The organism is Ignavibacteriales bacterium (assembly GCA_026390815.1).
GTDB lineage: Bacteria > Bacteroidota > Ignavibacteria > Ignavibacteriales > SURF-24 > JAPLFH01.
In genome coordinates, this window is the sequence record JAPLFH010000006.1 from 174,142 (window position 1) to 200,153 (window position 26,012).

Here is a 26,012-nt window from a genome sequence, read left to right on the forward strand (position 1 = left end):
GATGATTTACTGCAGCCAGGGATTTCTTTTTGCTGTTGCTCTCCAAAGATTGCTACTCTATCCGACTCAATAATGAATTTAGAATATCGAACAATGAATAATGAATGTTGAAGTCAAAAAGCAATGGTTTATTCGTTCCTATATTATTACTTCAATATTCAACTCTTTCTCTTTGTACTTTTCTACTTCAATCAGGTTCTTCTTTATTTGTTTTCCGTTTACAGTAATTGATTTTACAATGCTGTTCTTTCCATCAGGATTTTGAACATGAAGTTTCAAAATTTTCCCTCTGAATTTTCTTTCAGCTTTAAATTCTTTCCACTCAGAAGGAATGCTCGGCGCTATTCTCATTCCTTTTAATGTTGGTTGGAAACCAATGATGTAATCTAAACCGATTCGTAACATCCACACAGCAGTTCCTGTTAACCATGAATGGCTTGCCTGTCCTTTAGTTATATGGTCTGGACTTGTAACATATTCAGCATAAACGTATGGCTCAACTTCATATCTATCGATATCCTGGGCTGAGTTTAACGGCATCATTCGTTTATAGGTTTCATACGCGGTTTCAGCATTTCCATTCATTATTGAAGCAAGAATAAACCAGGAAGATGCATGATTAAAGATTGCACCATTTTCTTTCTTACCTGAAACGCATCGGCTGATCAATCCGATTGAGTCGTCAACCTCAGTGAAAGGTGGAAAACAAATTTGGATTCCTTTCGGTCGGGCTAAATATTTTTTTACAGATTCAAGTGCTTTATCAGCTCTTTCTTTTGGAGCTAACCCGGATATTACAGACCATGTTTGTGAGTTGATGAAAATTTTTCCTTGAGTATCCTTATGAGTCCCTACTGGTATGCCATTATCTCTAAAAGCACGGATATACCATTCACCATCCCAGCAATATTTGTTAGTTATCTTTTCCAACTTTTCATATTCTCTCTTCCATCTTTTTAATGTCTTTTTGTCTTTCTTATATTCCAGCAGTTCAAATGTTTTTCTAAGCGCATAAGCTAAAAAGAATGCTCCCCAAACTGTTTCGCCTTTTCCTTTTGGTCCAATATGATCGAGAGTGTCATTCCAATCGCCTGTCATTATTTTCGGCATCCCACGTTTGGTTGTTGCAGAGAGGGCAAAATCTAACGCTTTAACCATGTGTTTGTAAACGGTTGCTTTGCCACCATCATAAAAAGTTACTTTTTCATCAAGGATGGAATGGTCGCCGGTTTCGTTTAAATATTCTATCAAACCAAATGGAATCCAAAGCGGTGTATCTGAATGATTAGTTCTTTCACCATAATCTGTAAGCTTAAAGAAATTATGCAGTGTAGATCCATTCTTAAATTGAAAACGTAACGCATTCAGTAGTCTTGTACGGACTCTTTTCGGATCGACCATTACAACTCCAATTATATCCTGGAATTGGTCGCGCATTCCTGTTCCGAATAATAAGCCACCATGATAGTAACCAGAGTTTCTTGCCATATCAAACGTAACAGCCGCCTGGTACTGATTCCAAACATTTAACATTGCATTAAATTTTTCGTCCGGTGTATTCACCTTTACAGCAGAAAGATGGTTATCCCATTTCGCTTTAAGCTGTTCAAATTTTTTATCCAGAGTTTCAATCTTTATAAGTGATTCCCATTTTAAATTTTTATATGCATTCTTTTCTTCTTTTGGAACTATCGCCATAATAATGGCAAACTCTGTTGATGCATTAGCATGAAGATCTAATTTTGATTGAAGAGCCGCGACAGGATCGCCGGCGGTAATTTCCGTATTCTTCATTGTGCCAGTTTCAATCGATTCAGGATTTGTCTCACTACGCCATCTTCCAATAAAATTATCAAGACTTCCATCAAATCCGGTTATTGGTAAAGTTTGGGTAAAAAGTATTCGGTACTTCCAATCAATATTTGGCTGAGCGACTGAAACTTTTCTGTTAAGAACCCAGTAGCGGCGTGTGGCAACCAGGGCAGAATGTTTTTTATCAAAATAAATTTTAGTAAAATGTTTATCATTTGGTTGGTTGATGATATCGTTCAGAGCGTTTCCCATCATCAATTCAGTAAAGGAATAAACTTCGAGCTTTCTTGGTTTACCACTTAAATCTTTTAAATTCACTCTCCAGATTTCTGCATTAACATCCTGTGGTACGAAGTAAGTAATTTCTCCCCTGATACCGAAAATTTCTGTAATGATTTTAGTGTAGCCCTGTCCATGATGGCATTCATATTTATCGTAATTCAGATTTGTTGTCGGTGCCCAGCTAAGCGACCAGTAATTACCCGTCTCAGTATCTTTTACAATCACATATCTTCCGGGGCGATCCCAGGGTAAACAGTTGTATCGCATTCTTGTAATTCTATTATCGCGGGGCGAATCCAGGTAACTAAATCCTCCGCCGGTGTGGGAAATTAATCCAGCATAATGTTCATTCCACATATAATTAAACCACGGGCGTGGTGTACGGGGATTAGTAATAATATATTCTCTGTAATCTTCAGAAAAGTGACCATATTTGTTAGGAAACATTTTTATCCTTATTTATTTCTTTTCATCAAATTCAATTTTGTATGTGGCAATTTTCTTTTTGCCAACATTAATTTGGAAAGAATTATTATTATCCAATTTAATTTTGGCAATCGGTAATTCTTCCAGGCTAATTTCAGTTGCTTTCTTAATTCTAAATAAAAAATTTACTTTGCCTTTAACTTCAGAATTAGTCGGATTGTATAATCGCAAAACTAACGAATTATCAATCCCATCTTCCGATTTCTTAAAACAACTAAACACTAATTCCTTTGGTTGAATCTGGAAAAATGATGTATTAGCCTTTATCTTCGCGCCCTCCATCATCCATTCTCCGTTTCCCCGTTTCACTTTATCACCGCTTCCCATTTCAAAAATTCTTAAAGCTGTATTATAACAAAGAGCTTCCTCGTAAACTTTTCCATTATGCCAGTCTCCTTGATGCGGGTAGAATGCAAGTTTATAAGATTGTTTTCCTAAACATTGAGAACCTTTTTGGTGGTTGTAATCTTCTACCGAACTTGGTTGTATGATATATTTGAACGCACGCAATAAAGTAATTGCAATTGTTCTATCCTTGTTATCCAGAACTTCATACTCCTTCAATCCCTTAACAATAACTGCTGCACCGGTTTTCCCATCGCTAACATCAACAAAATGATGCATTGGATAATCATACATTGGTTGCTCAATCCAATCTTTAGTCTCAAGTTTTTTAATTGATCTTTCTACAACATCAAATTGTCCCTCACCATAGGAGTATTCTGCTGGAATACCAGTAGGAAACATAATTCTTAACCGGTGGGATTCAACATTATTATCAACGTTGATTTGAAAATCAATTCGCCTGGAATTTTTTTTAAGTGAAACTAATACTTCCACTGATATTTTATTTTTAATTTTTGATTTGCTTGAACGATCTTCAAGAGTAGGGAAAATGTGCAATTCATATTTGATTGAACATTTTGTAACAAGAGAATTATTCTCCACGAATGAAATCTTCGGTCTCGATTTTAAAGTTGTAACAAAAGGTTCTATTGGTTTATTAATCCAGGCGTGTCCAGCCTCTCCTTCATCATACAAGTAAGCAAGATTGTAAAACTCTTTACCTGTTATTTTGTCAAGTGCATCAAGTGTACCATTTAAACCTATTTTTATTTTAAGGTATTCGTTTTCTAAAACCGGAAGTCCCGCAAATAATTTCCCGAGTTTCATTTGTTTATTAGAATCTTTTGGCTTTACTGGTTTTATATAGTAAGAAGTAATTCCAAATGGTAAAATGTTATTTAATTCAATATAACAATGGTATCTTTTCATTCTAAAAAACAGAGGACGGTCTATCAACTGCTCCAGTACTGGTTGCTCATCTTTCTTTTCAACAAGAAAATAATTCAACTTCTTTCCGTATTGATCAATAATTTCGATAGCACCTTTATCCAGCTCCGTGGGTACATCAACAAATGCTTCCACGATATCATTTCGAATATAATTTGTAGGATTTACTACAACAAGATGAATACTTTTTTCCGGGAACTGACTTAGATCAATTTTAGTAGAGATGTATTTGCATGCTCTTTCAAATACTCCTTTAGAAATTTCAATTGATTGCTTATAGCGAAACATCATATCGTCATGAACTTCATCCAAGCTACAGCCGCCAATAGAATCGTGAGCAGAATTTTCCAGGATGTAATACCAGGCACGCTCTAAATATTTATCATTGATGTTCAGACCCAGCAAACTGCATATTGAGTTAAAGGGTTCGGCATAGAATTGAATCCAATTCTCGGCTTCAAAATTTTTCTGTTTCAAATACATTCGAGCTGATGTAGTGTAGCCGAAAAGATTACCACATCTCAAATCATTTTGGGCACTTCTTCTTTCACCTTTTACTAAAGTTAGATTTTGCTGGTTGGCAGATTTTTTTAGAGCATTGGAATATTCTTCAAGAGTGCTATGTACTATATTCATTTCCGGAATGAGTTCTTTAATATCTTTAATTATTCTTACTGTCTTTATGTTTGGTCCGCTTGAATCGTGTCCTTCCATCCAGATAACATTTTCTGTTGTAAAATCATTAACCTGGTTTTCTACAATAGCATTTACAGATGGAATAATATTTTCTTTAAAGTAAGTATCCAGTGGTTTTGTTATGAAGTAATCTTCCTTATAAAGTACTTTGTCAGAAAAATGAAATGGTGTTCCTCCGTTAGACCATTTATACTCAGCATCAGAAATTTTTTCATTATGAACAACAGGGCGGTAGATATAGAAATAAAAATTGTACCGCGGCATTGTTGAAAAGCGGGATGAAAGCGACCTAGTTCCATCTGCGCCTTCCCAAATGAACTCAGCTTTTTTACTGTCTATCGAATTAACTCCACGATAGAACATAATTACATCAATTCCAAATCCTTTATAAATTTGAGGGAGCTGAGAGATCTGTCCCCACGAGAAAGGGGAGTAACCAATTTTTGAAGTACCGCCTAATGCAGAGCAAATTTTATGACCGAGCAAAAGATTGCGGATTAAATTTTCTCCACCAACCTGAAATTCTTCTGGAAGAATAAACCAGGGTCCGATCAATAATCTTTTTTCCTGAACAAACCTTTTTATAACTTTTTCTTTCTCTGGACGAATTTCGAGATAATCATTTAAAACAACTGATTGACTATCAAGATGAAATGCACGGTAATCTGGTTCGGCTTCAAGAATTTCTAAAACTTTGTCGATCATTTCAACAAGCATTTGACGATTTCTCTGAAACGGAAATCGCCATTCGCGATCCCAATGCGTATTTGAGATTACATGAAAAACACGATTTTTTATTAAGTCTTTATTCATAATGCGGTAACTATTCCTTAATAAAAAGATTGTGTTTTATTAATGTTTCTGGTAATCCACCATTCAGAACATATGTTGCAGCGTTCATGTCATGTCCTTTGGTTTTAGCAAAAGGAACAGCAACGCATAAACCCATTCCAGCAGCACGGATAGCTATTGTACCACTTTCGCTATCTTCAAAACCAACTACTTCCTCAAATTTAACTTTTGGAATACCAAGTTTATATAATGCAATGCTATAAAGATCTCGGTGTGGCTTCAATCTTATTTCGCTGGAATCGCTGGCTGTAATAAATGCATCATAAACATTATTATAATCTGTAAACTTTTCTTTTATAAACTTTTTTCTTTCGGGTGAAACATTCCATTTATCAACCTGCTGTAATAGAATATGGAAAACTTCTCCCATAACAATATTAGCCTCATAAAAAATTGATGATGTAACGACTGCAATTTTTAAAGGATCAGCCTGAAACATTTTGCTAATTCTTAAAAGATTTATTTTAACTTTCTCTTTATCTAAAACGAAATTATTTTGTTGTTTTAATTTAAATTCCAAAATCAACTCATCCATAAGATATTCAATTTCTTCTCCAAGCCATCCTTTAATTAGTGCAAGAAAAATTCCTACCCCGGGTGTTGGTTCAATCAGAGGCTTTTCTTTATTCTCAAGCAACTCCAACTTTAAATGTTCACTTCCATTTTTATTAATTAACTCAAGTATTTCGTGATAACGCTGATAGTAAATGTCAATTGCTGCCCTGACAGAATCATTAAGAGAGTTGATCGTAAAATTATTTCCAAATTTGTTGAAAAAATAGTTAGTGATAATTATGGCTTTACTCCCGGTAAATTCCACATTTGCTATATAATAATTTAGCTTCTCATCGGTTAATGCATCTTTACAACCAAGGTTAATGAGAGTATTTGTTACTTCATCTTTTCGGTTTTTGTCTTGACCTAAAATTAATGTCCATAATGCGGCGTGAAAAAATGCTTTGCAAAAAGCATCTTTATCTATGAAGTTATTATACCGGGTAATAAGATATTCTACATGCTTTGTAGTGCTATTGCCAATAATATTTGGATAATCGATAATAGGATCCAATCCTTTCCATGATTCTTTGGTTAGTTTTCCACTTATCTGCCGAACCATGTATTCCAATGAATGGATACAAAGTTCTTCGGTAGTAGTGGTGGTTCCATCCATATCCATTACTATCGCAGAAAGTTTTTCTCTTGGAGTTGTAATTTTTTTAGCTAGTGGATAAAGCTCAATTGGTGGATAAATATATTCCGGGTTATGAATTACTGCGAATTCAAATCCTTGTTTACTGATTAGCTCAGCCGCTTCTTCTTCATTAACAAATTTTTTAATCATATTATTTTGTGCTTTCTTTCAATTTAGATTTAACAATTTCAAAAATTAAATGTGAATTTTTGATTTTATGAATTGCATTCCCTGTTCTAATAAATTATTTACATCGCTATCAGATTGTCCTTCAGAATAAATTCTAACCATTGGTTCAGTTTCGGAAGCACGGAGTAACAGCCAGCGACAATCACCTTCAAGTATAAATTTTAATCCGTTGATATCCCCACGACTGCTGAAGAATTTATACATAGACTTTACTTTGAATCCAGAAATCAATTGCGGTGGATTTCTATAAAGTTCAGGTAGTTTTTGGATTCTATCCTCATTTTCATAATCGAAATCAATCCTATCATAAAAAATATTGCCAAATTGTTTCCTTTTTTCTGTCACCAAATCGCTTAATTTATTGTTGCCGGAATTTGCCAGCATTTCTAGTAATATTAATCCTGTTAGAATTCCATCTCTCTCTGGAATATGATTCTTGTATCCATATCCGCCGCTTTCCTCACAACCAAATGCTACTTCCTCTTCAATCATTTTTTCGCAGACATATTTGAAGCCAACCTGAACATCGTAGACTTTTCTTGTGACAGTTTCAAAGTTGCTTCTTAGTTTATCTGTAACCGAAGAAGTTTTAACAATATGACCAGAAATTTTTTTTGTGTTTACAATGTAATCAGTCAAAAGTAAAATAGTTTCCTGGGCGCTAAGCCATTTGCCGTTAGAGAGCATTACACCGCATCTATCAGCGTCACCATCTGTGGCAATGCCAAAAGCATAGATTTTTTCTTTTTTTAATTCTTTACTTAATGGATACAGATTTTTTTTAATCGGCTCAGCGTTGCGTCCATAAAAATCCTGCGAAGCTTTGCCAAATATCGTTTTGGATTCTATTCCATACTTTGAAAGTAGAGATGAAATAATTTCTTGTCCAGCACCTCCCATCGAATCAATAAGTATTTTTAATCCTGACTTTTTTATCATCTCAAAATCAACATACTTTTCAAGTTGATTTAAATAAACTGGTAAAAAATATTCTTCAATTACATTCTTTTTATTTTTATTAATTGAATTAATCCCAAGTAGTTGTTCAACTTTTAATGTTTCCTCCGTAGGAAAAGGTCCCCCATAATTAGCTTTGAATTTTACTCCATTGTATATATCTGGATTGTGGCTTGCGGTAATCATAATTCCAGCGTTCAGGGAATTTGCTTTTACATAATAAGAAAGAACTGGTGTTGGACAAATGGAATCTGATAAAAAAACTTTTATTCCATTGCCAGAAAGTATTTTGGCAAATATATTTGCGAACTCTTTAGATAATCTGCGTCCATCAAAACCAACAGCGGCAGTGATATTATTTTTAAAATTATTTTTTAAGTAATCAGAGAACGCCTGAGCCACAATCGAAACGCTTTTCTTGTTCATTTCACTATCAAGTAAACCTCGCCAACCGTCGGTTCCAAAGATTATATTCATACTAATTACTTTTTGTTTTGGTTATGTAAGTGGTCATGTATTTCATTTAATGATTCGTTTATTTTCTTTAGCTGATCTTCTTTCGTTTCAAAATTCATTTTAATAAATAATTCCATGAACAAATCTAATTTTGCATTTAACTCTTGTATCTGAATTTCCGAACGAGCATTTGTTTTATAGTCTTCATCAGCTTCAAGCCGATCCTTTTTTGCATGCCGGTTTTGAGACATCATTATAATTGGTGCTTGAATAGCTGCAAGACAAGAAAGTACCAGATTAAGCAGAATGTATGGGTAATTATCGTATGCTCTGGTAGCCAGGATAAAAGTATTGCTAATCATCCAGGCAACAATAAAAGCAAAGAACGCTATAATGAAAGCCCAGCTGCCACCTATTTCAGCAACTTTATCCGCTATCCTATCTCCGTACGTAAGTCGCGTATCAACAATTTTATTTATGTTTTCAACAGCTACTTCTTTATTTAGCATTCTTTTCTGAAATTCATTTTCCAAATCTTTCTTTGTTTGCTCAATTAGCAAACTTAGTCCATTTAATCGTTTTTCATTTTCCATAATTGTTTCCCAATCTGTTTGAATTGAGGAATATTTTAGGTTTCGGAAGAATATTAATTAATCAATAAAATTCACGAATAAGATTCAAAAATATTTTCATTAATATCTTCAATAAATCTTTTAACAAAATTAAATTATAAAGATAAATTGTAAGGAATTAATTTTTGAACCTCGCTGTAATGAATATTTCTAACCAAAGTACCTTGTTTAACCGCTACTGATGCTAAAGCTCCGCATGCTTCACCGGTTGCTGCAGAAGTAGCCATAATTCTTAATGCGCTGTGTGCTTCACGTGTGGCAGAAATACATCTTCCCGCAACTAAAAGATTTTCTGCTTCTTTAACAATTAAAGATCGCAATGGAATCTCATAATACTGCCCTGCGGGTATTTCTTCCAATCTGCTAGTTTCACCTTTTTGTCCGTGAATATCTATACCATAGCATCCGCGAGCTATTGCATCTTTGAACTTAGCGCCATGTTTTATTTCATCACCATTCATAATATAATCACCGATTGCTCTGCGTGTTTCTCTTACACCAACTTGAACAGCTGTTTCTAAAAGATAGGAGTTTTCAAATCCCGGTATTTCTTTCTGGAGTAAGAGAACAATTTTATAAACTTGATCCCTACCTTTCAATTCTGCATTTGTTAATTCGTATGAAGTTGAGCCATCCAATCCAAGAATGTTAGATGTATTAAATGATGCTTCTCCACTTTCCGGTAATGTAGTGTAAAATATATATTCTATTTCTTCCGGCAATCGTTTTTCCAAAATTGCTTTTTTTACATTGCTAAAATAACCAGCGACGGAAATAATTTTTGAAAAATCGAAATCGTAATTCACCCAATTAAAAAAATCTTCTCTATGTTCATTAACATAATTTGTGGCTTTTTTAATATCTATTCCGCCCATACGGAAGAAAAGTGTTAATGCTTGCAGGTTGCCATTTTTTTCATCTCCCTTTGTCCAGGGAAAGTTGCCAAGGTAAACAAGTTGGGCATCGCCGGATGTGTCGATAAATATTTTGCCATCGATTTTTATTTCTTCACTACTTTTAACAATTTCCATTGAAGTTATCTTGTTATTGTTGCGATTAACTTTGGTAATATCCGAAAGAAGAAAAATATCAACTCCCGCTTTTTCTAAAAGCCCAAAGGCTGCTGACCGGAAAGAATTAGCATAGAATCCATTATCAATCATTCCATTCATATTTTGCATTTCGATTTCAAGGTCTTCAAACACACCACGCACCAAGCTTTCATTATTAATTGAGTGTTTCATGAATGGAGAGACCATTCCCGCAGTCGACATTCCACCAACAAAACCATAATGTTCAATTAAAAGAGTAGAGGCTCCTTCTCGGGCAGATTTAACCGCCGCGCTTATACCGGCTATTCCGGCTCCAACAACAACTACATCATAAGAAAATTTCATCAGGGCACTATTAATTTTTACATTCAAATTTAAGAATTATAAAAATTTTATCATAAAAGAATGACAAGTAGGTAAGGGAAAAAAATAAAAAATTTTTGTTTATCAAAAATATGTTGATTTGATGAATTGAAAAGGGTATTTTTACCACAAATAAAATATCAGCAACAAACAGAGGAGATTCTGTGGACGACCCTGGCGGAGATAAGCGTTGCTTTATTGAAGTGATTTGTTTATCTCAAAAGATGCAAGAAGTACAATCTCCAAGTTTGTTATTGAATATTTTAAAAACCATTCTGCAAACCACGCTGATTGTACCTCGGACTAAAGAAAAAATCTAAACATTGTTCTAAAAAATTAAATTAAGCTTAGCAAAGCCTAAAAAACTTTATCAGTAATATTTATTACCAGTTAATTCTGTAATTAAAATTTTTTATTTCCTTTTTGAAGTCGAATTTTAAAAATGGAAATTTTTTAACTATTCTTTTCCAAAATAATTTCGAATTGCAATTAAATCTTCGTCCGGATTTCATTGTTCGTTTAAATAGTTAACTGGTGATTGTGGTATAATCCTGGAGGTAAAATGAAATTTACAAGCATTTATTTAAGTAGAATTATCGGAATTAAAATTATTTCCCACGAATTCCAGGTAATAGGTAAACTATTAGATTTGGGTGTAACACATGATTTACAAAATCCTAAAGTGGCAGCAGTAAAAGTTAAAACGAAAGATGGAATAAAACATTTAAACTGGGAGCATTTTTCTATTAAGAAACAAAAGAGTCAGTACCATATTACAAGTACGAGGATAGAAGAAGTGCCAGCAGGTGATTACCTTTTTTTAAAACGGAATGTTGTTGACAGGCAAATTATAGATGTTAACGGAAGGAAAGTTGTGCGTGCAAATGATATAAGGTTAGTTTTACTTTCCAGTGGTTTTTTTGTTGTTGCTGTAGATATTGGAACTGAAGGTTTACTAAGACGATTAGGAGTTGCAAAACCGCTTCTAAAATTGGGAATAAAACTACCTGCAAAACTTTTATTGTGGAGTGATGTTGAAACAGTTTTTACACCAAATGAAAATATTATTCTTTCAAAAACGTATAACAAGCTTGCTACACTTCATCCATCGGATTTAGCTGACATTATTGAAGACTTTGATACAAAAACCGGGATGATAATTTTTTCCGGATTGGATAAAGAAAAGAGTGCTGATGTACTGGAAGAGATGGAAGAAGAAACGCAGTTGAAAATGCTTGAAAATCTGGAAACCGGAAAAGCTGCAGATATTCTTGAAGAAATGCCAGCCGATGAAGTTGCTGATATACTTGATGGGTTAAGAGAAGACAAGGCTGAAGAGCTTCTGAATGAAATGGAAAAAGAAGCTTCTGATGAAGTACGTGAATTGATGGAATACAATGATGATTTAGTTGGTAGCCTGATGACTACCGATGTCGTTTCTTTTAAAAGCGATACCACAGTGGAACAGACAATTAATTCGTTAAGAGAATTAAAACCAGATGAAGATCAAATGTATTACATTTTTGTTACCAGCCAGCAAAATAAACTTATTGGAACAGTATCCTTAAGGGATATTGTAATTTCGCAACCTAATATAATTCTTAAATCTATAGTTCATAAAGATTTTGTTTTTATGAAAGATACTGATGAAATTGATGAGCTTGTAAAAGTTGCATCCAAATACAATCTGTTTGCTATTCCCATTGTTGATGGTGAAATGAACCTTGTGGGAAGTGTTATCATTAACGATATTATTTATGAACTGCTAAAAAGCCGCAGGAAGATTGCATAATAGAGAAGGAAAATCTTTATGGCTTTAAAGAAAAAAACTTGGTATATAAATTTTGTTATCTTCTTAAGCATTTTAGGTCCAGGGATAATTACCGGAAGTGTTGATAACGACGCAGGTGGAATTACAACATATTCTGTTGCTGGTGCAATGTATGGTTACAGACTTCTATGGACAATGATTCCGGCATTTATTGTTTTGCTCGTTGTTCAGGAAATGAATGCAAGAATGGGTATAGTAACAGGAAAAGGTTTGGCAGACCTAATCCGGGAAAATTTTGGGGTGAAGGTAACTTTTTTCATCTTTGTTGGATTGCTGGTTGCTGATATTGGCAACACAACTACAGAATTTGCCGGCGTGGCTGGTAGCATGAATGTATTTGGAGTAAGCAAATATATTTCAGTTCCAATTGCTGCTGTATTTGTTTGGATGCTGGTTGTAAAAGGAACTTACAGATCGGTAGAAAAAATCTTTTTAATTTTTAGTGTATTCCTTCTCTCCTACGTGGTTTCTGCATTGCTTGCTAAACCAGATTGGACTCATATCGGTATGGCAATGGTAAAACCGTCATTCGAATTAAATACAACCTTCCTAAGTATGGTAATTGGGATTGTAGGAACAACAATTGCTCCGTGGATGCAATTCTATATGCAATCGGCTGTAATAGAAAAACGTATTAAGATTGAAGAATATAAATTTGTAATCTGGGATGTAGTAATTGGATGTTTGGCAACAATTGTAGTTGCATTTTTTATTATAGTTGCATGTGGAGCGACACTGCACCAAAAAGGAATTCAAATAAATGATGCGAAAGATGCGGCTCTTGCACTTGAACCATTAGCAGGTGAGTTTGCCGCCTCTTTGTTTGCTTTGGGATTATTTATTGCTTCGGTTTTTGCAGCTACAATTTTACCATTAGCAACCGCATTTTACATTTGCGAGGCGTTTGGTTTTGAAGCTGGTATTGATAAGAAACTTAAAGAAGCTCCGGAGTTTTATTCGTTCTTTACAGGCATCATTCTTATTTCAGCCGCAATTATATTAATTCCTAAAGCTCCTCTTATTCTCATTACAATATGGTCGCAAGTTATAAATGGAATGCTATTACCGGTTGTTTTAATCTGTATGATTGTTCTAATTAATAAGAAAGAGATAATGGGAAACTATGTAAATAGCGGGATAAAAAATTCAATTGGATGGATAACTATAATAATATTAGTATCGCTTACTTTAATTTTAACTATAGAACCATTTTTTAAATAAATTCAAAACTACTTTTTAATTGAATTTTTAATTGCATCAACATACCAACCAGTTACTATTCGTGGGCTTGTAATTGCTGTTCCAACAACTACTGTCCATGCGCCTCTCTTAATCATTTCTGCTGCAAATTCAGGAGAGTGTATTTTGCCTTCTGCAATTACCGGTATAGGGCTTTCCTTTGCTAATCTTTCAAGTAAATCAAAATCGGGTAAATCTTTGGGCAGATGTATTGTTTCTGGTGTATAGCCACTTAGAGTTGTAGACAGGCAATCTGCGCCAGCACTAATACAAGCAATTCCTTCTTCGTACAAGGCAACATCAGCCATAACAGTACAATCAAATTTTTTCTTTACTTCGGTTATGAACTCAGGTCCGGTTACTTGTTCTCGAAGACGAAATGTTCCATCAATTGCGATTATGTTGCAGCCAATATTTAACAATTCTTCTATTGCATCGAATGAACAGGTTATACAAACTGAGTTGTCCGGGAATTTTGTTTTTACTAATCCAATAACAGGAATGTTGACTGCCTGGATAATCTTTTTAGTTTTCTCAATTCCCTGGCTCCTGATTCCAACAGCTCCACCCATCTCAGCAGCTTTTGCAAACAGAGAAATTTGTTCCGGAGAATTGAAAGGATCAATCTCCTCTGACTGGCAGGAAACGATTAATCCTCCTTTCAATTTAATTAATACTTCTTTCATACTTTTTAATTCTTTTACTTATATAATGAATTTATGATTCCGAATTAATATACTGGAATTAATCTAAATAATTGGCAAAATCTACTAATAGAAAACCAGAGTGTTTTTATTACAATCTCCGATTAACTGATTCCTCTCGCAGCCTATTCTATTAAACTGGGACCATCTTAATTTTGCAATAATTTAATTTCAAACTCTTTTGCTTTAATCAATTCTTTTTCCGGTGAAAAAGATTGGTGTAAATAATTTTCAGTCGAAGATAAGTTTTTCAATGAAAATGAAATAACTGATTTGTTGATTTCAGGTAATGATTGTGCTGGTATAAGTTGAACTCTTGCATTCTCTGGTAATAGAGCTCTGGAAATTTCATCTAACTTTCTTTGTACGGAATGCTCAATTGATAAATCATCATCTTTTATAATCTCAAATGATGCCCAGATTCTTCCATCATTTAGTATAAGAGTTTTTTTTGCTTCTTCAAGAATTGGATAAGTTGGCTGTTTTAATCCCGAAATAAAAATGTTCACAAGAGATCTCTTAATTTTTCTTGCATCAGGATCTGCGATAGTAACAAGTTGAAGATTATCTGAAGCATCGAAAAAATTATCGGCATAAAAAGTTACCAGTCCTTCTTTAGCCATAAATTCTATTCCTTGAATTCTATTTTCCTCGATCTTTAGCCTTGACGGTGTAACATGAAAAAGTATTTCAATATTATTTTCTTCCAGTTCCTTTTGAAGAATATATTTAACTACTTCAGGATTTAGAAAAAGATTTTCCTCATCCTCCCAAAGCAAACCTTGTTTTTCATTTATAATTCTCTTTAGAATTCTATCAACAATAAATACAGATTGTTCTTCTGCCAAAAGTTTTTTCTGTAGACAATTTAAGCTCTCAGAAATGCTCCCACCTGTAAAACCATAAAAGTTTAGTAATAAAACAGATTTACCTTGTTGGTTTTTTATTATTGAAGTTATTATACCGGATAACGAGGCACCAAAAACTATATGATCGTAAATCTTGTCCGACATGTTTTAGTCCTAATAATAGTAATACCATCCTGAAATTTATTTTTTTGTAAATATGATTTGTACTGAATCTGTTTAAATCTATTTTTTTCTAGCTGCAATTACAACTACCGGCTCAGTCGGCAATGTATTTTTCAATTCTATTTCTACCAAAGATAAAATTTGTGATTCTTGCACTAATCCTGTCATATCAATTATCCTGGCAGAAACAAGCAGAAAGATATCTGGCACAAGCGCACCAGCATCGCCAAATGTTGTTAGGTCCGCAATCATATCTTTGATTTTACTTTTTACATTTTGCGCTTCGACTTGTTCAGTCAAACAATCATTTACCTGAAGTTTAATTGTTCCTTCTTTGTCAACAACCCTGATATTTAAAACATTTTGTTTTATCAATCCAAACAAATGTTTATCAGTTTTGTTGTATGATACTGCAGCAAGAAACGAAGTTTGTCCTGAGATATTCAAATTCTGCTTTTTCGTTTTGAAGGAAATTGCAGCTACATCAAGTAGTTCATCATCGGTCAACATTTTTACAACCAAATCCCTTGCCCGCATTTCACTTGAACCCATTGCAATTGCAATTACTTTTTTATTCTTGGTATCTATCTCAATAGTAACTTCAATCGATTCTGGTATGGCGCCCATTGACTGAACTGAGTTTATTACTTCCTGCCGCATGGAAAGAATATCATTCTCCGTTGGATTTACAATATTGCGTTCAACTGAATCTCTGATAATTCCCAGCGCAGCACCAATAGCAGAAACAACTTCGCAATTCTGCGCAATTTTATGTGGAACCTTCATATAGTTTGCGGTAAATGGTACAAGTGCAGAAGCGCCACCGCCTCCACCAACAAATTGCAATAAGTCATCATCAAGTTTATATTCGCGGGCAAGCTGCTTAATTACAGGTTTAATTTTTTCTGCGGAGATAGTTAATACTTCTTTGGCTATTTCTTTCGCTTCACAGTTGAAAATTTTTCCAATCGATTCATAACACGATTTAATTGCTTTTAAATTTGCCGATCCGTGTCCAACATCTTTTACTAACTCCAAAAGGTAAGACGCGCTAGTTGGAGTAATTGTAAACTTCTTTTCAGGATTGCTTTTTTTCTTAACAACCATATAATCATCAGGATCGCCATCTTTCGGTTTAATTTTTTCTAATTCAATATCTGAAAAATCTTCATCATCGGAGTATGCTTCGTAGGCAAGATTTGCAATGTGGGCGCTCCGCGGACCAACATCAATAATTTTATTTCCATTAAAACGGGGAATGGATCCGCCGGCAATTCCAAGTGTGCGCACATCAAGAGTGCGAAGATACAACCGATTGCCGCCAATTTGTGCGCTTTTAACCTGCGGCTTTCCATTTTTAATAACTGAAATATCTGTTGAGGTTCCGCCAACTTCCAGGAAAATTCCATCTGAAATTTTTACGTACATCAAAGCAGCAGTAACTCCGGCAGCCGGTCCAGACAGCATTGTAAGTATTGGTCTCTTTCGCATTTCATTGATGTCCATTATACCGCCGTCCGAGCGCATAACCATTAGTGGCGCTTTTATCCCGCTTTTACGAATAGATTCTTCGGTCATGTTTGCAGTTTCAAGCATTCTAGGCATCATACTGGCATTGATTATTGCAGTCCGTGTGCGTACTCTTAATCCATACAACTTAGAAATTTTACTTGCAGCGGTTGCCATCAAACCCATTTCTTCTGCGGCACAAGTTACATATTCTTCATTCGATGGATCATCCACACCAAAAGCTTCTGAGGCAACAATAATTTTTGCCCCGGCATTCACCAGTTTTTTTAATTCTTCGTTTACGGAATTTTTCCAATTCACTTTGCTTACATCAATAAAAGTAAAAATGATTGGCAGAATTTTTCCAGGTGCAAGCTGTATGTTGTTTAGATTGGTTTCCTTTTCTGCTCTTTTTCCTTCAAGACCTTTTCCCATCCCAACAACTCCAACAACAGCAACATCACCTTCAAGCAGTGCATTTGTAGCTTGTGTTGTTGAGTGAGCAATCAGAATAATTTCATCAGGATTTATTTTAGTTTGCGCGATAAGATTGTTCATCGAGTCAACAACACCTTTTGCAACACCTTCGTTTGCGTTATGTGTGGTAGGAACGCAAGATTTGCCAATGATTGAATAATCCGTTATATCAACCGCAACTGCGTGAGTAAATGTTCCGCCAACATCAATTCCTATTTTTATTTTTCGCATAGAAGGAAAATCAGATAGTTTTCTTTATAATTTTTTTTATTACATAAACATTATTGCTGAAATAGTCAGACCAAGAAAAGCAAGTATCCAGGTGTATGGAATTGTATTCCACAAAACTTTTTGAACATCTATCTGCATTTCGTTTGCCAGCCAAACATTGTGTGTATTTGTCGGATCGCTTATTCCTTGTATCTGTCCAACTGCAAGCAGTAATCCCATTACTGCACCAGGATTTAAACCGCTGGCTAGAAATACCGCAGCAAGTCCGTAACCCATTCCCCAGACATTTAATGGTCCGCGGTACAAAGCAAGCGGTGCAGCGATGGTAAATATTAATATGTATGCAAAAGCGTTTGTTGGAACAATTTGTAACATCAAAGGACGAAGAAGATTTAAAACAGGCCAACCGTCTGGATAGTCTGGAAGTTTTACACCGGGACCCATAATTGCATTAAGCAGCATACCAATTCCAAACATCAGCGCAACAGCGGGCATTACAAGTCCGCCACCTTCAAAGATAGAACGCACAAATAAATTTAATCTTCCTTTCTGATAAGTTGAAACAAAGCAATAAACTAATCCAACTATAAACGCTGCTATAAAATCAATATTAAAAATTAATATAAGGAAGAGGGGAATAACCGGAGTGAAATATGCGCTCCAGTGTACTTCATTTGATTTCTTTATAAAAAGTCTTATCAAGTTAAGAAGAAAAAGAAAAACTATTCCTCCGCCTATTAGCCATTTAAGTCCAAGCCAAATCAATGATAAAGTATCTATAACTTTAACTTGCCAATATGAATCCAGCAAATAGAAGTAAGATAAAAAAACCGAGGCAACAACCAATACAACAACAACACTTCTAACAATTATTTTTTTAAGATCAAGATCATGTCCATCTTTGTAAAGCTGAATAGTAATATAAATTAATGCTGCAACGAAGGTCATTCCAAACATTGTTAAAGCGAAAGGACGAATCTGATCGACAGTTAAACCCATTACACTAACATAAACAGCCCAGTTGCCAACATTAAGTGTTCCACCAATACTTAAACCAATAAGAAAGATTCCTACAATAGTCATCGGACCAATTCCAACCGAAGCCATAATTGGAAGAACTATAGTTGCAACCATTATGATAGCTCCAAGTCCACCAAGAGTTGTAAAGAGAAGAGTAATAAGCACAAGCATAATAACTGCAATTATCCACGGGTTATCACCAGAAAGTTCAGCACCTTTTTTTATAAAACTTTCTGCAACACCTGTCTTTTGAAGAATAACACTTAGCATGCTACCGAACATTGCAACGGTATAAGCATTATAGAGTTTTAGAGAACCTTGCCCAATAACATATTGAATTATATCAGGAATTTTTACACCTCCAATTAGAGCAATTAGAAACGCCATTATAGGGAGAGCAATTAATGCCGGAATCTTTCGTAAAAACATTGATATTGCCATCACAAGGAAGACAACAAAGAAAAGAATAAGCTGCAAAATTTCCATAATTGAATTATTACTTTAGATGAGTATAAAAACCTGGACAAAATTAGCAACTTTTAATAATAAATGAAAATGGAAATTAAGTTTGGAAAGTCTCGTTTATTGTTTGATGCCAACTTGATGGATAGAAAAAACCATTCAGCAATTAATAAATGCAACAACTAAGCAACAGTCGAAAATCCTCTCCTCTTATCAATGGTACTGGTAACTTTATTATAAATAACCAATGCAATGGCGGCTGTTACACCAATTGCAGCAAAATAAAACCAAATGTAGTAAGAATGATCATAAGCTGTCTTTAATTGTTCAGGAGAAAGAGTATTGGGGTCTGGTGCATAAGCGGTTAATAAATATCCGGAAATTCCAAAGCCAAGAATTGATGAAAAGAACGAATGAAGATGGCTGAAACCTAAGTATAATCCTTCCTCTCCTTTTGGAGCCTGAAGAGAAAAGAATTCCAAGTAACGCGGTGAAATAAAGCATTCCGCTAATCCCTGGAAAACTATTCCTATAATCATCATTATTGTAATTGGATGTGCAGTGAATATTCCAAACACGGAAACCTGCGTACCTGCAACCGATTCCAATAAATAACTGGAAGCCATCATCAATGCAGAAAAGGGCATTAAGAACATTCCCACCGTCATAGAAGTAATTGCTTTTACCTTGCTCATCAATGAAGTAATAAGCACAACTGTTGTCATCACAATAAACGGATTAACATTTGCTATCCATTCCGGGGAGGCATGCTCTCCGATTGTTCTTAAAACATATTTTGGCATTGTTGCGTAAAGCTGGTATTGAATAATCCAGAACCCGGTTATAATTAGAATTAATGTTAACAACCTTCCATTTTTTAATACGCGAACGAATCCATCTAACACTTGCTTTATTGATTTACCCTCGCCATGAATATCAACATTCTTATAAAAAATTACCACTACAATCAAAGCGATGAAGGTCATACATGCAGAATAAAAATTAATTGATTCAATGCCCCATTCCAATCGTAACGGATAAGCAAAAGTTTTTCCAAGAAATGACCCCACGTTTACCATACCGTAAAAGATAGAATAACCACGCGCACGGTTTTGTTCTGAAGTTGTTTTGGCAACAGTACCGGTAATTATGGATTTAATAAACGAACCACCAAACATTAGAATTACTAATGCAGGTAAAACTGTTGGTTTATAGGGAAGTGCACCTAAAGTAAAATAACCAATGGTTAACAGAGAGAATGCAAGTATAATTGCTTTTCTAAATCCAATCTTATCAGCAAATGCACCTGTGAACATCGGAAGAAAATATAACCCGGCTGAAAAAACTCCGCCAATCCAAGCAGCCCAAATATCATTATAACCAACTATGCGCGTAAGGTATAATGTAATTGCTATGAAAACTGCATAGTAAGCTGAACGCTCGAATAACTCAACAATGTTAGAAGTCCAGAATGCTCGTGGAAATTTCCAACTTAATTTATATTCCTTTTGCATGGTTTGGTTGTCTCTGTTTTCGTATATATTTTTGAAGGGCAAATATACAAAACAATTCATTAAATCTATTTAATTTGATAAATAAAAACGGCTCTCATTTCAAATCTGCACTTCTGGCAGTTTTCGTTACTTTCCTCTGGTCAACTTCTTGGGTACTAATTAAAATTGGATTGAAAAATATTCCGGCTATAACTTTTGCAGGATTAAGATACACAATTGCTTTTGTTTGCCTTGTTCCGGTATTCGTCTTTTCAAAAAATTTTAAGGGCGAGATTGGAAAAATTAATCTAAATGATTTTTTCAAAATATTTTTACTTGGAATTCTATTTTATTTTATCACTCAAGGTTCACAATTCCTTGGACTATTTTATCTTCCCTCAGTTACGGTTACCTTAATGCTAAACTTTACCACTATTATTGTAGCTGCAATTGGAATCTTATTTTTAGGTGAAAAGCCTTCATTGGTTCAGTGGATTGGAATAATTTTATTTACAATTGGTGCAGTAATTTATTTTATTCCAGTCAGCTTTCCTCAAAGTGAGTGGATTGGATTATTAATAGTCTTAATTGGAGTTTTTGCAAATGCATTATCATCAGTTCTGGGAAGAAGTCTTAATAGAAAGGGGAATCTTCGTCCGCTTACAATAACCGTCTTAAGTATGGGTGTTGGGGCAATATTGCTATTGATTACAGGAATATCATTACAGGGATTTCCAGCTTTAGGTTTGAATTCCTGGTTAATAATAATATGGCTGGCGATAATTAATACGGCAATTGCATTTACAATCTGGAATCATACATTACGAACACTCACCGCAGCAGAATCAAGTATAATTAACAATACGATGCTAATACAAATTGCAATTCTTGCCTGGATTTTCCTGGGAGAAACTTTGGATACGAAAGAAATAGTCGGACTAATCTTTGCTGCTTGTGGAGCATTTGCTGTGCAGATAAAGAGGAAATAAATTTATTTAATGCCAGATAAAAAATCTCACAAATTAATCATGATATAAGCGAATCCAGTTTAATAAAAGCTTTATCATCAATATTATAGATTTTATTTATTTCCCGAACAAGATCCTCAAGGTCAATTCCAGTTCTATTTGAAAAAATAACTACTGAATATTTTTTAGATGGAACAGTAAATACAATTGATCTGAATCCACCGTTTGAACCTGTATGATAAACGACTTTACTATCAGCGGAACCACCGATAAACCAACCAAATCCATAAGAAATTTTCCGTAAAATATCAATTGGAAACTGAGTTGATCGTGCTTCTTTTACTAAAGATGGATTTAACACTCTCCCTTTTAAAATTGCCATTAACCATTTAAGATAATCATCAATGGAAGTATAAATCCCGCCATCGCCCATTGTGGAAAAGAACAAACTCTCCTTAGCGTCAGAAATCTTAAAACTATCTTTTTCAAATTCATAACCAATAGCCCGATCTGAAATATTAAATTCGGGTTTTATTACAGCACTCTTTTTCATTTTTAATGGATTAAAAATGTTCTCAAGAATAAAATCAGGGTAAGTTTTTCTGGAGACGTTTTCAATAATTAATGCAAGCAGGCAAAATGCTGTGTTGCTATAACGATATTTAGATCCAGCGGGGAAATAACTTGAATCGACAGATTTTACAGCTCTCAATACATCCTTGTCCCAGAACTCTTTGTATTGTTTTTTATCAACAAAAGAATAATGATCGACTATTCCAGAACTATGCGTTAACAAGTGGCGAATGGTTACAGAACCAGCTACTTTGGAATTAAAATCCGGGAAATACTTATTTAATTTATCATCCAAGGATAATTTATTATGACTTTGTAATTTTAGAATACAATAAGCAGTAAACTGTTTAGTCAGCGAGCAGATATTAAAATTTGTTGATGAGCGAATGACTTTCTTTGATTCAAGGTTAGTAACTCCATATCCTTTCCTAAAAATAACTTTTCCATTCTTAACTATCGCTATCGCCGCTCCGGGTTCATTAGAATGGTAGATGGAGGACATTAGAGAATCCAGATGATTGTTTTCTTTTTGCGCAAAAACTTGTGTGATCATAAATAATAAAATAAATATTGAAATGAACTGTTTCATATTTGTATTCCTATTTTGGTATACCCAGCAAAATCACCAATAGAGAATAAGAAAATATTCTAGAAAATTAAGGGTCACTTTGGTTTTTTTTATTAAACACATTTTTCTAGTTAGTCTATTTTCTCCAGCTTTCAAAACATAAAAATGCCATCCCAGATGAGATGGCATTTATAAATTTAAGAGTGGTTCTAAGTACTTTCCACCTGGAGATGCCATTGCCACAATATCATCTTAAAACTTTTGGCCAGGTCATATGTGGCTTAAGTGTCTCTAAGTGGCAAGCAATAACAATACTAAAATAAATTTTACAACCAGCTTTATTATAAAAAAGTAATTCTTATTCTTCTCAAATACTATTTTACCTCAACAATTGTAATTGCAAACGGTTTTGCCATTTCGTATGCAATAGGAACTACTTCTTTCCCCTGACCATAATCCCAAAACTTATTTTCCGGACAGTTTCTTCTAAAGCCAACGGTATGTAAAATATATAACTGCCAACCAGGTTTAGCATTAGATAACCAAAGTCCTACATCAGTTTTCATATCGTTGCCTTCGGTATCTTCCCAATCTACACCGGAACCATTCCATTCCCTAATACCACTTGTTGTATTGTACGTCATAAAACATAAAGGATTATTTGCGTGCAACATTTCTTCCGGATTGGAAGGCCATTTTGTAAATAGTACATTTCCAGCAAAATTGTGGCTTGAATAAATTTTCCAGTAAACTAGTTCTTCGGTCTTCTTGCTGAACTCTTTATGTTTCAAATTAAATTCTTTCAACAGATCGTTATATGTTTTACCCTTGGGACAAAAAGCTCTAAGATTAATAGTCCCACCAGCTTCAACATAGAATTTTCCGTTTGTAAATTCAAATTGAGATGGATTATAGGTTGAAAAAGATGGATAACCTGCTTTAGATACACAGATTGAACCCCAGCCAAAAGCAGTTATATAACCCTTATCGAAATCATCTGCAAAAGTGAATGCAAGAAATGATGAAACTGCAAATAAAATAATTGCAATTAAAGATTGTTTGTTTTTCATATTTGTTCCTTTTGTATAATTGAAAAAAGCAATAAACAAGTAATTAGTTTTTTCATTGCAGTGCTGTCTAAAAATGGAAGATTTACTCAATATTAGAAACTTCATCGTACCTCTCAAAAGTTTGATGTTGAATATCAAACAATTATAAAACTTGGCAATAATGTTAAAAATTTAATACTTAAAGTCAATCAAATTCTAACCATAAAAAAAGTGTGACTTGATCTAAAATTCATTTGGAATCGAGATTGAGTAGCTTTTCAAAAACCTTTTACAAATTTAAATAAAGAAGGGTATGACACAAATATGGGAGTACCTGCTAAATAATTTTTAGTTAATTTTAATTCAGCTTCTTAAAAATTTTAGTGGCATGATAAAGATTAGCTTAAAAATTGTTTATTAAGAAACATGTATGGTCAATTTAGTTTTTGTTTGATTTATAATTTGAGATTGAATAATTCTAAAAAGAAATTTTTGATTGCTAATAATACATTTGAACGCATATGAATTTCAGTTTCATATAAATATCTCTTTTTAAAAACATTTACCAAATATCTTGGAGGTTGCTGTGAAGTCATTTATCGCCGCTCTCTGTTTATTTCTGGTTTTCTTAACTATTACTATAAGCGCACAAAAAGGTCCTACGCTAAGTACCATCACAACAAAAATATTAAGTTTTGTTGATGAAGACGGAAGATGGTATCCTCAGGAAGGTTGGAGTTGTAAAGGACTTTCAAGTGGGGAAGAATTGAAAACTACAATACTGGATAAATCCGGAAAAGCTGTTGCTTTTGCCATTTGGGATTTTAATGCAAATTCTGATGGTGATTGGGCTAAAATTACCGGATGTAAAAAATTTAGTCCCAAAGGTCATCCTCAGAGTGATTACCCCAATCTTCCCAAAATTGCTCCCGGGAATTATAAACTGCAGATTTCAGCAGGCGGAAAAACCATATGGGAAACAGATTTTGAACTTACTATGCTCAGATATTTAGAAAGAGACCATTATAATTGTACGGGTCCATGGAAAACAGTGGCTTATTTCTACAGTGGCGAAGGCTCGGATGGGGGAATTATTAATTTCTATTTCGAAGGACCCTCTGATTATAAATGGTTTTGGGAATCGAGTGCTGAATATGAAAGAAGTTGTGAGCTGAAGGCTGAGATCTTAAAAAATGGAGAAGTTTTAATGACAGAAGGTCAAGATGAAGGGGGTAAATTTAAAACATATCCCGGTCATTGCTCGAAATATGGTAAAAGAATTGGTTACCACCAGGAGTACCAGCAAAAAGTTTTAGCTACTGATGGAAATTATGATGTAATTGTTTATGCAAGTGATCAATATAAAAATAATTGGTCCCCAATTGTTAACCTTACTTTTACTGTAAAAAGTGGTAAAGTAGCAATTAATGAATCTCTGTCGGGTGAAAGCGCAAATCCTTTGCACAGGTACATTACATCAAGTTCACAATACCAGGAAAATGCAGTTAAGAATACGGTACCAAACTTTCGTACGAATTAGTTAAATCTTATTCGGCATTAGTTCTGCTTCAATTACATAAATTGAATAAACATTTTAAATGGCGGTGAAAAATCTTTCCCGCCATTTTATTATTTTTAAAACGCACAAAATTTTTTATTCTAAATTAAATTAGGGATTGCTATGAAAAAATTTTCCAGTATTATTTTGCTTCTGTTTTTTATGATTGGCTTTTTCTCCTGCAAATCAGAAAGTACAGATCCGGAAATACCAAAGTATGATGTTGAATATAAAACAAGCGGTATTGTTAATAATATCTCAGAAATAAAATATCTTAATTATAACGGAGATACGCTTACAGCAAAAAATGTTGCTGCAAGCTGGAGTTATAAATGGACTCAGAAAGGGGTAAGCGGCAATAAAACATTTTTAAAAGTTACTTTAAACAATGAAACGGGGTTTGTTGTTTTAACTATCCTTTCAGATAATAAGGAACTGATACGGGATACACTAACCGCATATCCATCAGGAACAGCAACTTTATCGCGTGGAATTACTATTCCGTAACGTAAAATTATTTTGCTTCAATCGGCGGTGTTCCTTTTATATAATTTACAAGCTGTTCAATTACGAATTCTTTTTCATCAATAATTGCTTTCACTACATCGCCAATTGAAAGAATTCCAATCAACTTGTTATTCTCCATAACGGGTAAATGGCGAACTCTCTTATTAGTCATTTATGCTGTGCATTCTGCTACGGTATGATCCGAAGTAACATAAATAACATTCTCGGACATAATTTCATCTACGGTCATTTCTATAGTTGACTTGCCCAGCAAGATGACTTTCCTTGCGTAATCCAGTTCCGAAAGAATGCCAACAATAACATCACTTTCAGATACATTCAATGCGCTAATATCTTTTTCCGCCATCATCGGTTTAAGTATTACACTTCCCACCGCAAAACCATATAATGAATCTACAAAGAAAATAGAATTAAGAAAATATTTACTTGAGTCTTTTTCACTAATAACTTTCCAATTTTCTTCAACATCAAGTGTTTAATTATCTTGCTGGAATCACCAACTGCAAAGC

Annotated in this window: 20 protein-coding genes; 5 read left to right on the plus strand and 15 right to left on the minus strand. The window is 34.2% G+C overall.

Features of this window, described 5'->3' with window-relative positions; translation table 11 throughout:
• Positions 1 to 138: 138 nt before the first annotated feature.
• The 6 genes from NTX22_01925 to NTX22_01950 all read right to left on the minus strand — a co-directional run bounded on the left by NTX22_01925 (position 139) and on the right by NTX22_01950 (position 10,244).
• Complete coding sequence (locus NTX22_01925; protein MCX6149264.1) at positions 139 to 2,541, minus strand: glycosyl transferase family 36; 2,403 nt, start codon at positions 2,539 to 2,541, stop codon at positions 139 to 141.
• Between the two features lie 12 nt (positions 2,542 to 2,553).
• A complete protein-coding gene (locus NTX22_01930) occupies positions 2,554 to 5,382 on the minus strand; it encodes a glycosyl hydrolase-related protein (GenBank protein MCX6149265.1) in 2,829 nt (942 codons plus the stop codon).
• A gap of 10 nt (positions 5,383 to 5,392) precedes the next feature.
• Positions 5,393 to 6,763: a hypothetical protein gene (locus tag NTX22_01935; GenBank protein ID MCX6149266.1), complete on the minus strand. Its 1,371-nt coding sequence runs from the start codon at positions 6,761 to 6,763 to the stop codon at positions 5,393 to 5,395.
• A gap of 45 nt (positions 6,764 to 6,808) precedes the next feature.
• The gene (locus tag NTX22_01940) at positions 6,809 to 8,236 is read right to left on the minus strand and encodes a phosphoglucomutase (GenBank protein MCX6149267.1); all 1,428 of its coding nucleotides are present in this window, start codon (positions 8,234 to 8,236) and stop codon (positions 6,809 to 6,811) included.
• Positions 8,237 to 8,241: 5 nt separating this feature from the next.
• Positions 8,242 to 8,808 (minus strand): DUF1003 domain-containing protein, encoded by a 567-nt coding sequence (locus NTX22_01945; GenBank protein MCX6149268.1) that lies wholly within the window; start codon positions 8,806 to 8,808, stop codon positions 8,242 to 8,244.
• A gap of 134 nt (positions 8,809 to 8,942) precedes the next feature.
• The gene (locus NTX22_01950) at positions 8,943 to 10,244 is read right to left on the minus strand and encodes an FAD-dependent oxidoreductase (GenBank protein ID MCX6149269.1); all 1,302 of its coding nucleotides are present in this window, start codon (positions 10,242 to 10,244) and stop codon (positions 8,943 to 8,945) included.
• Positions 10,245 to 10,824: 580 nt separating this feature from the next.
• Here NTX22_01950 and NTX22_01955 point away from each other — a divergent pair.
• Together NTX22_01955 and NTX22_01960 are read left to right on the plus strand one after the other, a co-directional pair.
• Positions 10,825 to 12,054, plus strand: coding sequence for a CBS domain-containing protein (locus tag NTX22_01955; protein ID MCX6149270.1), 1,230 nt, complete (start codon positions 10,825 to 10,827; stop codon positions 12,052 to 12,054).
• 18 nt (positions 12,055 to 12,072) lie between these two features.
• Entirely contained in the window at positions 12,073 to 13,314 is a 1,242-nt protein-coding gene (locus NTX22_01960) for an Nramp family divalent metal transporter (GenBank protein ID MCX6149271.1), read from the plus strand.
• Between the two features lie 8 nt (positions 13,315 to 13,322).
• Here NTX22_01960 and NTX22_01965 read toward each other — a convergent pair whose 3' ends face one another.
• The 5 genes from NTX22_01965 to NTX22_01985 form a co-directional block, all read right to left on the minus strand.
• Positions 13,323 to 14,018, minus strand: coding sequence for an N-acetylmannosamine-6-phosphate 2-epimerase (locus tag NTX22_01965; protein ID MCX6149272.1), 696 nt, complete (start codon positions 14,016 to 14,018; stop codon positions 13,323 to 13,325).
• 167 nt (positions 14,019 to 14,185) lie between these two features.
• Positions 14,186 to 15,049 carry an FAD-dependent oxidoreductase gene (locus tag NTX22_01970; protein ID MCX6149273.1) on the minus strand — a complete coding sequence of 288 codons (864 nt, stop codon included), beginning with the start codon at positions 15,047 to 15,049 and terminating at the stop codon, positions 14,186 to 14,188.
• Between the two features lie 78 nt (positions 15,050 to 15,127).
• Positions 15,128 to 17,284 carry a hydantoinase gene (locus tag NTX22_01975; GenBank protein ID MCX6149274.1) on the minus strand — a complete coding sequence of 719 codons (2,157 nt, stop codon included), beginning with the start codon at positions 17,282 to 17,284 and terminating at the stop codon, positions 15,128 to 15,130.
• 39 nt (positions 17,285 to 17,323) lie between these two features.
• Positions 17,324 to 18,733, minus strand: coding sequence for a citrate transporter (locus NTX22_01980; protein MCX6149275.1), 1,410 nt, complete (start codon positions 18,731 to 18,733; stop codon positions 17,324 to 17,326).
• Between the two features lie 215 nt (positions 18,734 to 18,948).
• Positions 18,949 to 20,280 carry an MFS transporter gene (locus tag NTX22_01985; GenBank protein ID MCX6149276.1) on the minus strand — a complete coding sequence of 444 codons (1,332 nt, stop codon included), beginning with the start codon at positions 20,278 to 20,280 and terminating at the stop codon, positions 18,949 to 18,951.
• Between the two features lie 74 nt (positions 20,281 to 20,354).
• On the opposite strand from NTX22_01985, the gene NTX22_01990 reads away from it, so the two are divergent.
• Positions 20,355 to 21,248 carry a DMT family transporter gene (locus NTX22_01990; protein MCX6149277.1) on the plus strand — a complete coding sequence of 298 codons (894 nt, stop codon included), beginning with the start codon at positions 20,355 to 20,357 and terminating at the stop codon, positions 21,246 to 21,248.
• Between the two features lie 37 nt (positions 21,249 to 21,285).
• Here the strand turns inward: NTX22_01990 and NTX22_01995 are convergent, their stop codons facing one another.
• Both NTX22_01995 and NTX22_02000 read right to left on the minus strand, forming a co-directional pair.
• A complete protein-coding gene (locus tag NTX22_01995; GenBank protein ID MCX6149278.1) occupies positions 21,286 to 22,389 on the minus strand; it encodes a serine hydrolase in 1,104 nt (367 codons plus the stop codon).
• A 353-nt stretch (positions 22,390 to 22,742) separates the two neighbouring features.
• Positions 22,743 to 23,438 carry a hypothetical protein gene (locus NTX22_02000; GenBank protein ID MCX6149279.1) on the minus strand — a complete coding sequence of 232 codons (696 nt, stop codon included), beginning with the start codon at positions 23,436 to 23,438 and terminating at the stop codon, positions 22,743 to 22,745.
• Positions 23,439 to 24,003: 565 nt separating this feature from the next.
• Between NTX22_02000 and NTX22_02005 the strand changes: the two genes are divergently transcribed.
• On the plus strand, positions 24,004 to 24,957 hold the full coding sequence (locus tag NTX22_02005) for a hypothetical protein (protein MCX6149280.1): 954 nt from the start codon (positions 24,004 to 24,006) through the stop codon (positions 24,955 to 24,957).
• Between the two features lie 141 nt (positions 24,958 to 25,098).
• Positions 25,099 to 25,482, plus strand: coding sequence for a hypothetical protein (locus NTX22_02010; protein MCX6149281.1), 384 nt, complete (start codon positions 25,099 to 25,101; stop codon positions 25,480 to 25,482).
• 7 nt (positions 25,483 to 25,489) lie between these two features.
• Here the strand turns inward: NTX22_02010 and NTX22_02015 are convergent, their stop codons facing one another.
• A complete protein-coding gene (locus NTX22_02015) occupies positions 25,490 to 25,654 on the minus strand; it encodes a CBS domain-containing protein (protein MCX6149282.1) in 165 nt (54 codons plus the stop codon).
• The gene (locus NTX22_02020; GenBank protein ID MCX6149283.1) at positions 25,655 to 25,876 is read right to left on the minus strand and encodes a hypothetical protein; all 222 of its coding nucleotides are present in this window, start codon (positions 25,874 to 25,876) and stop codon (positions 25,655 to 25,657) included.
• Positions 25,877 to 26,012 lie beyond the last annotated feature (136 nt).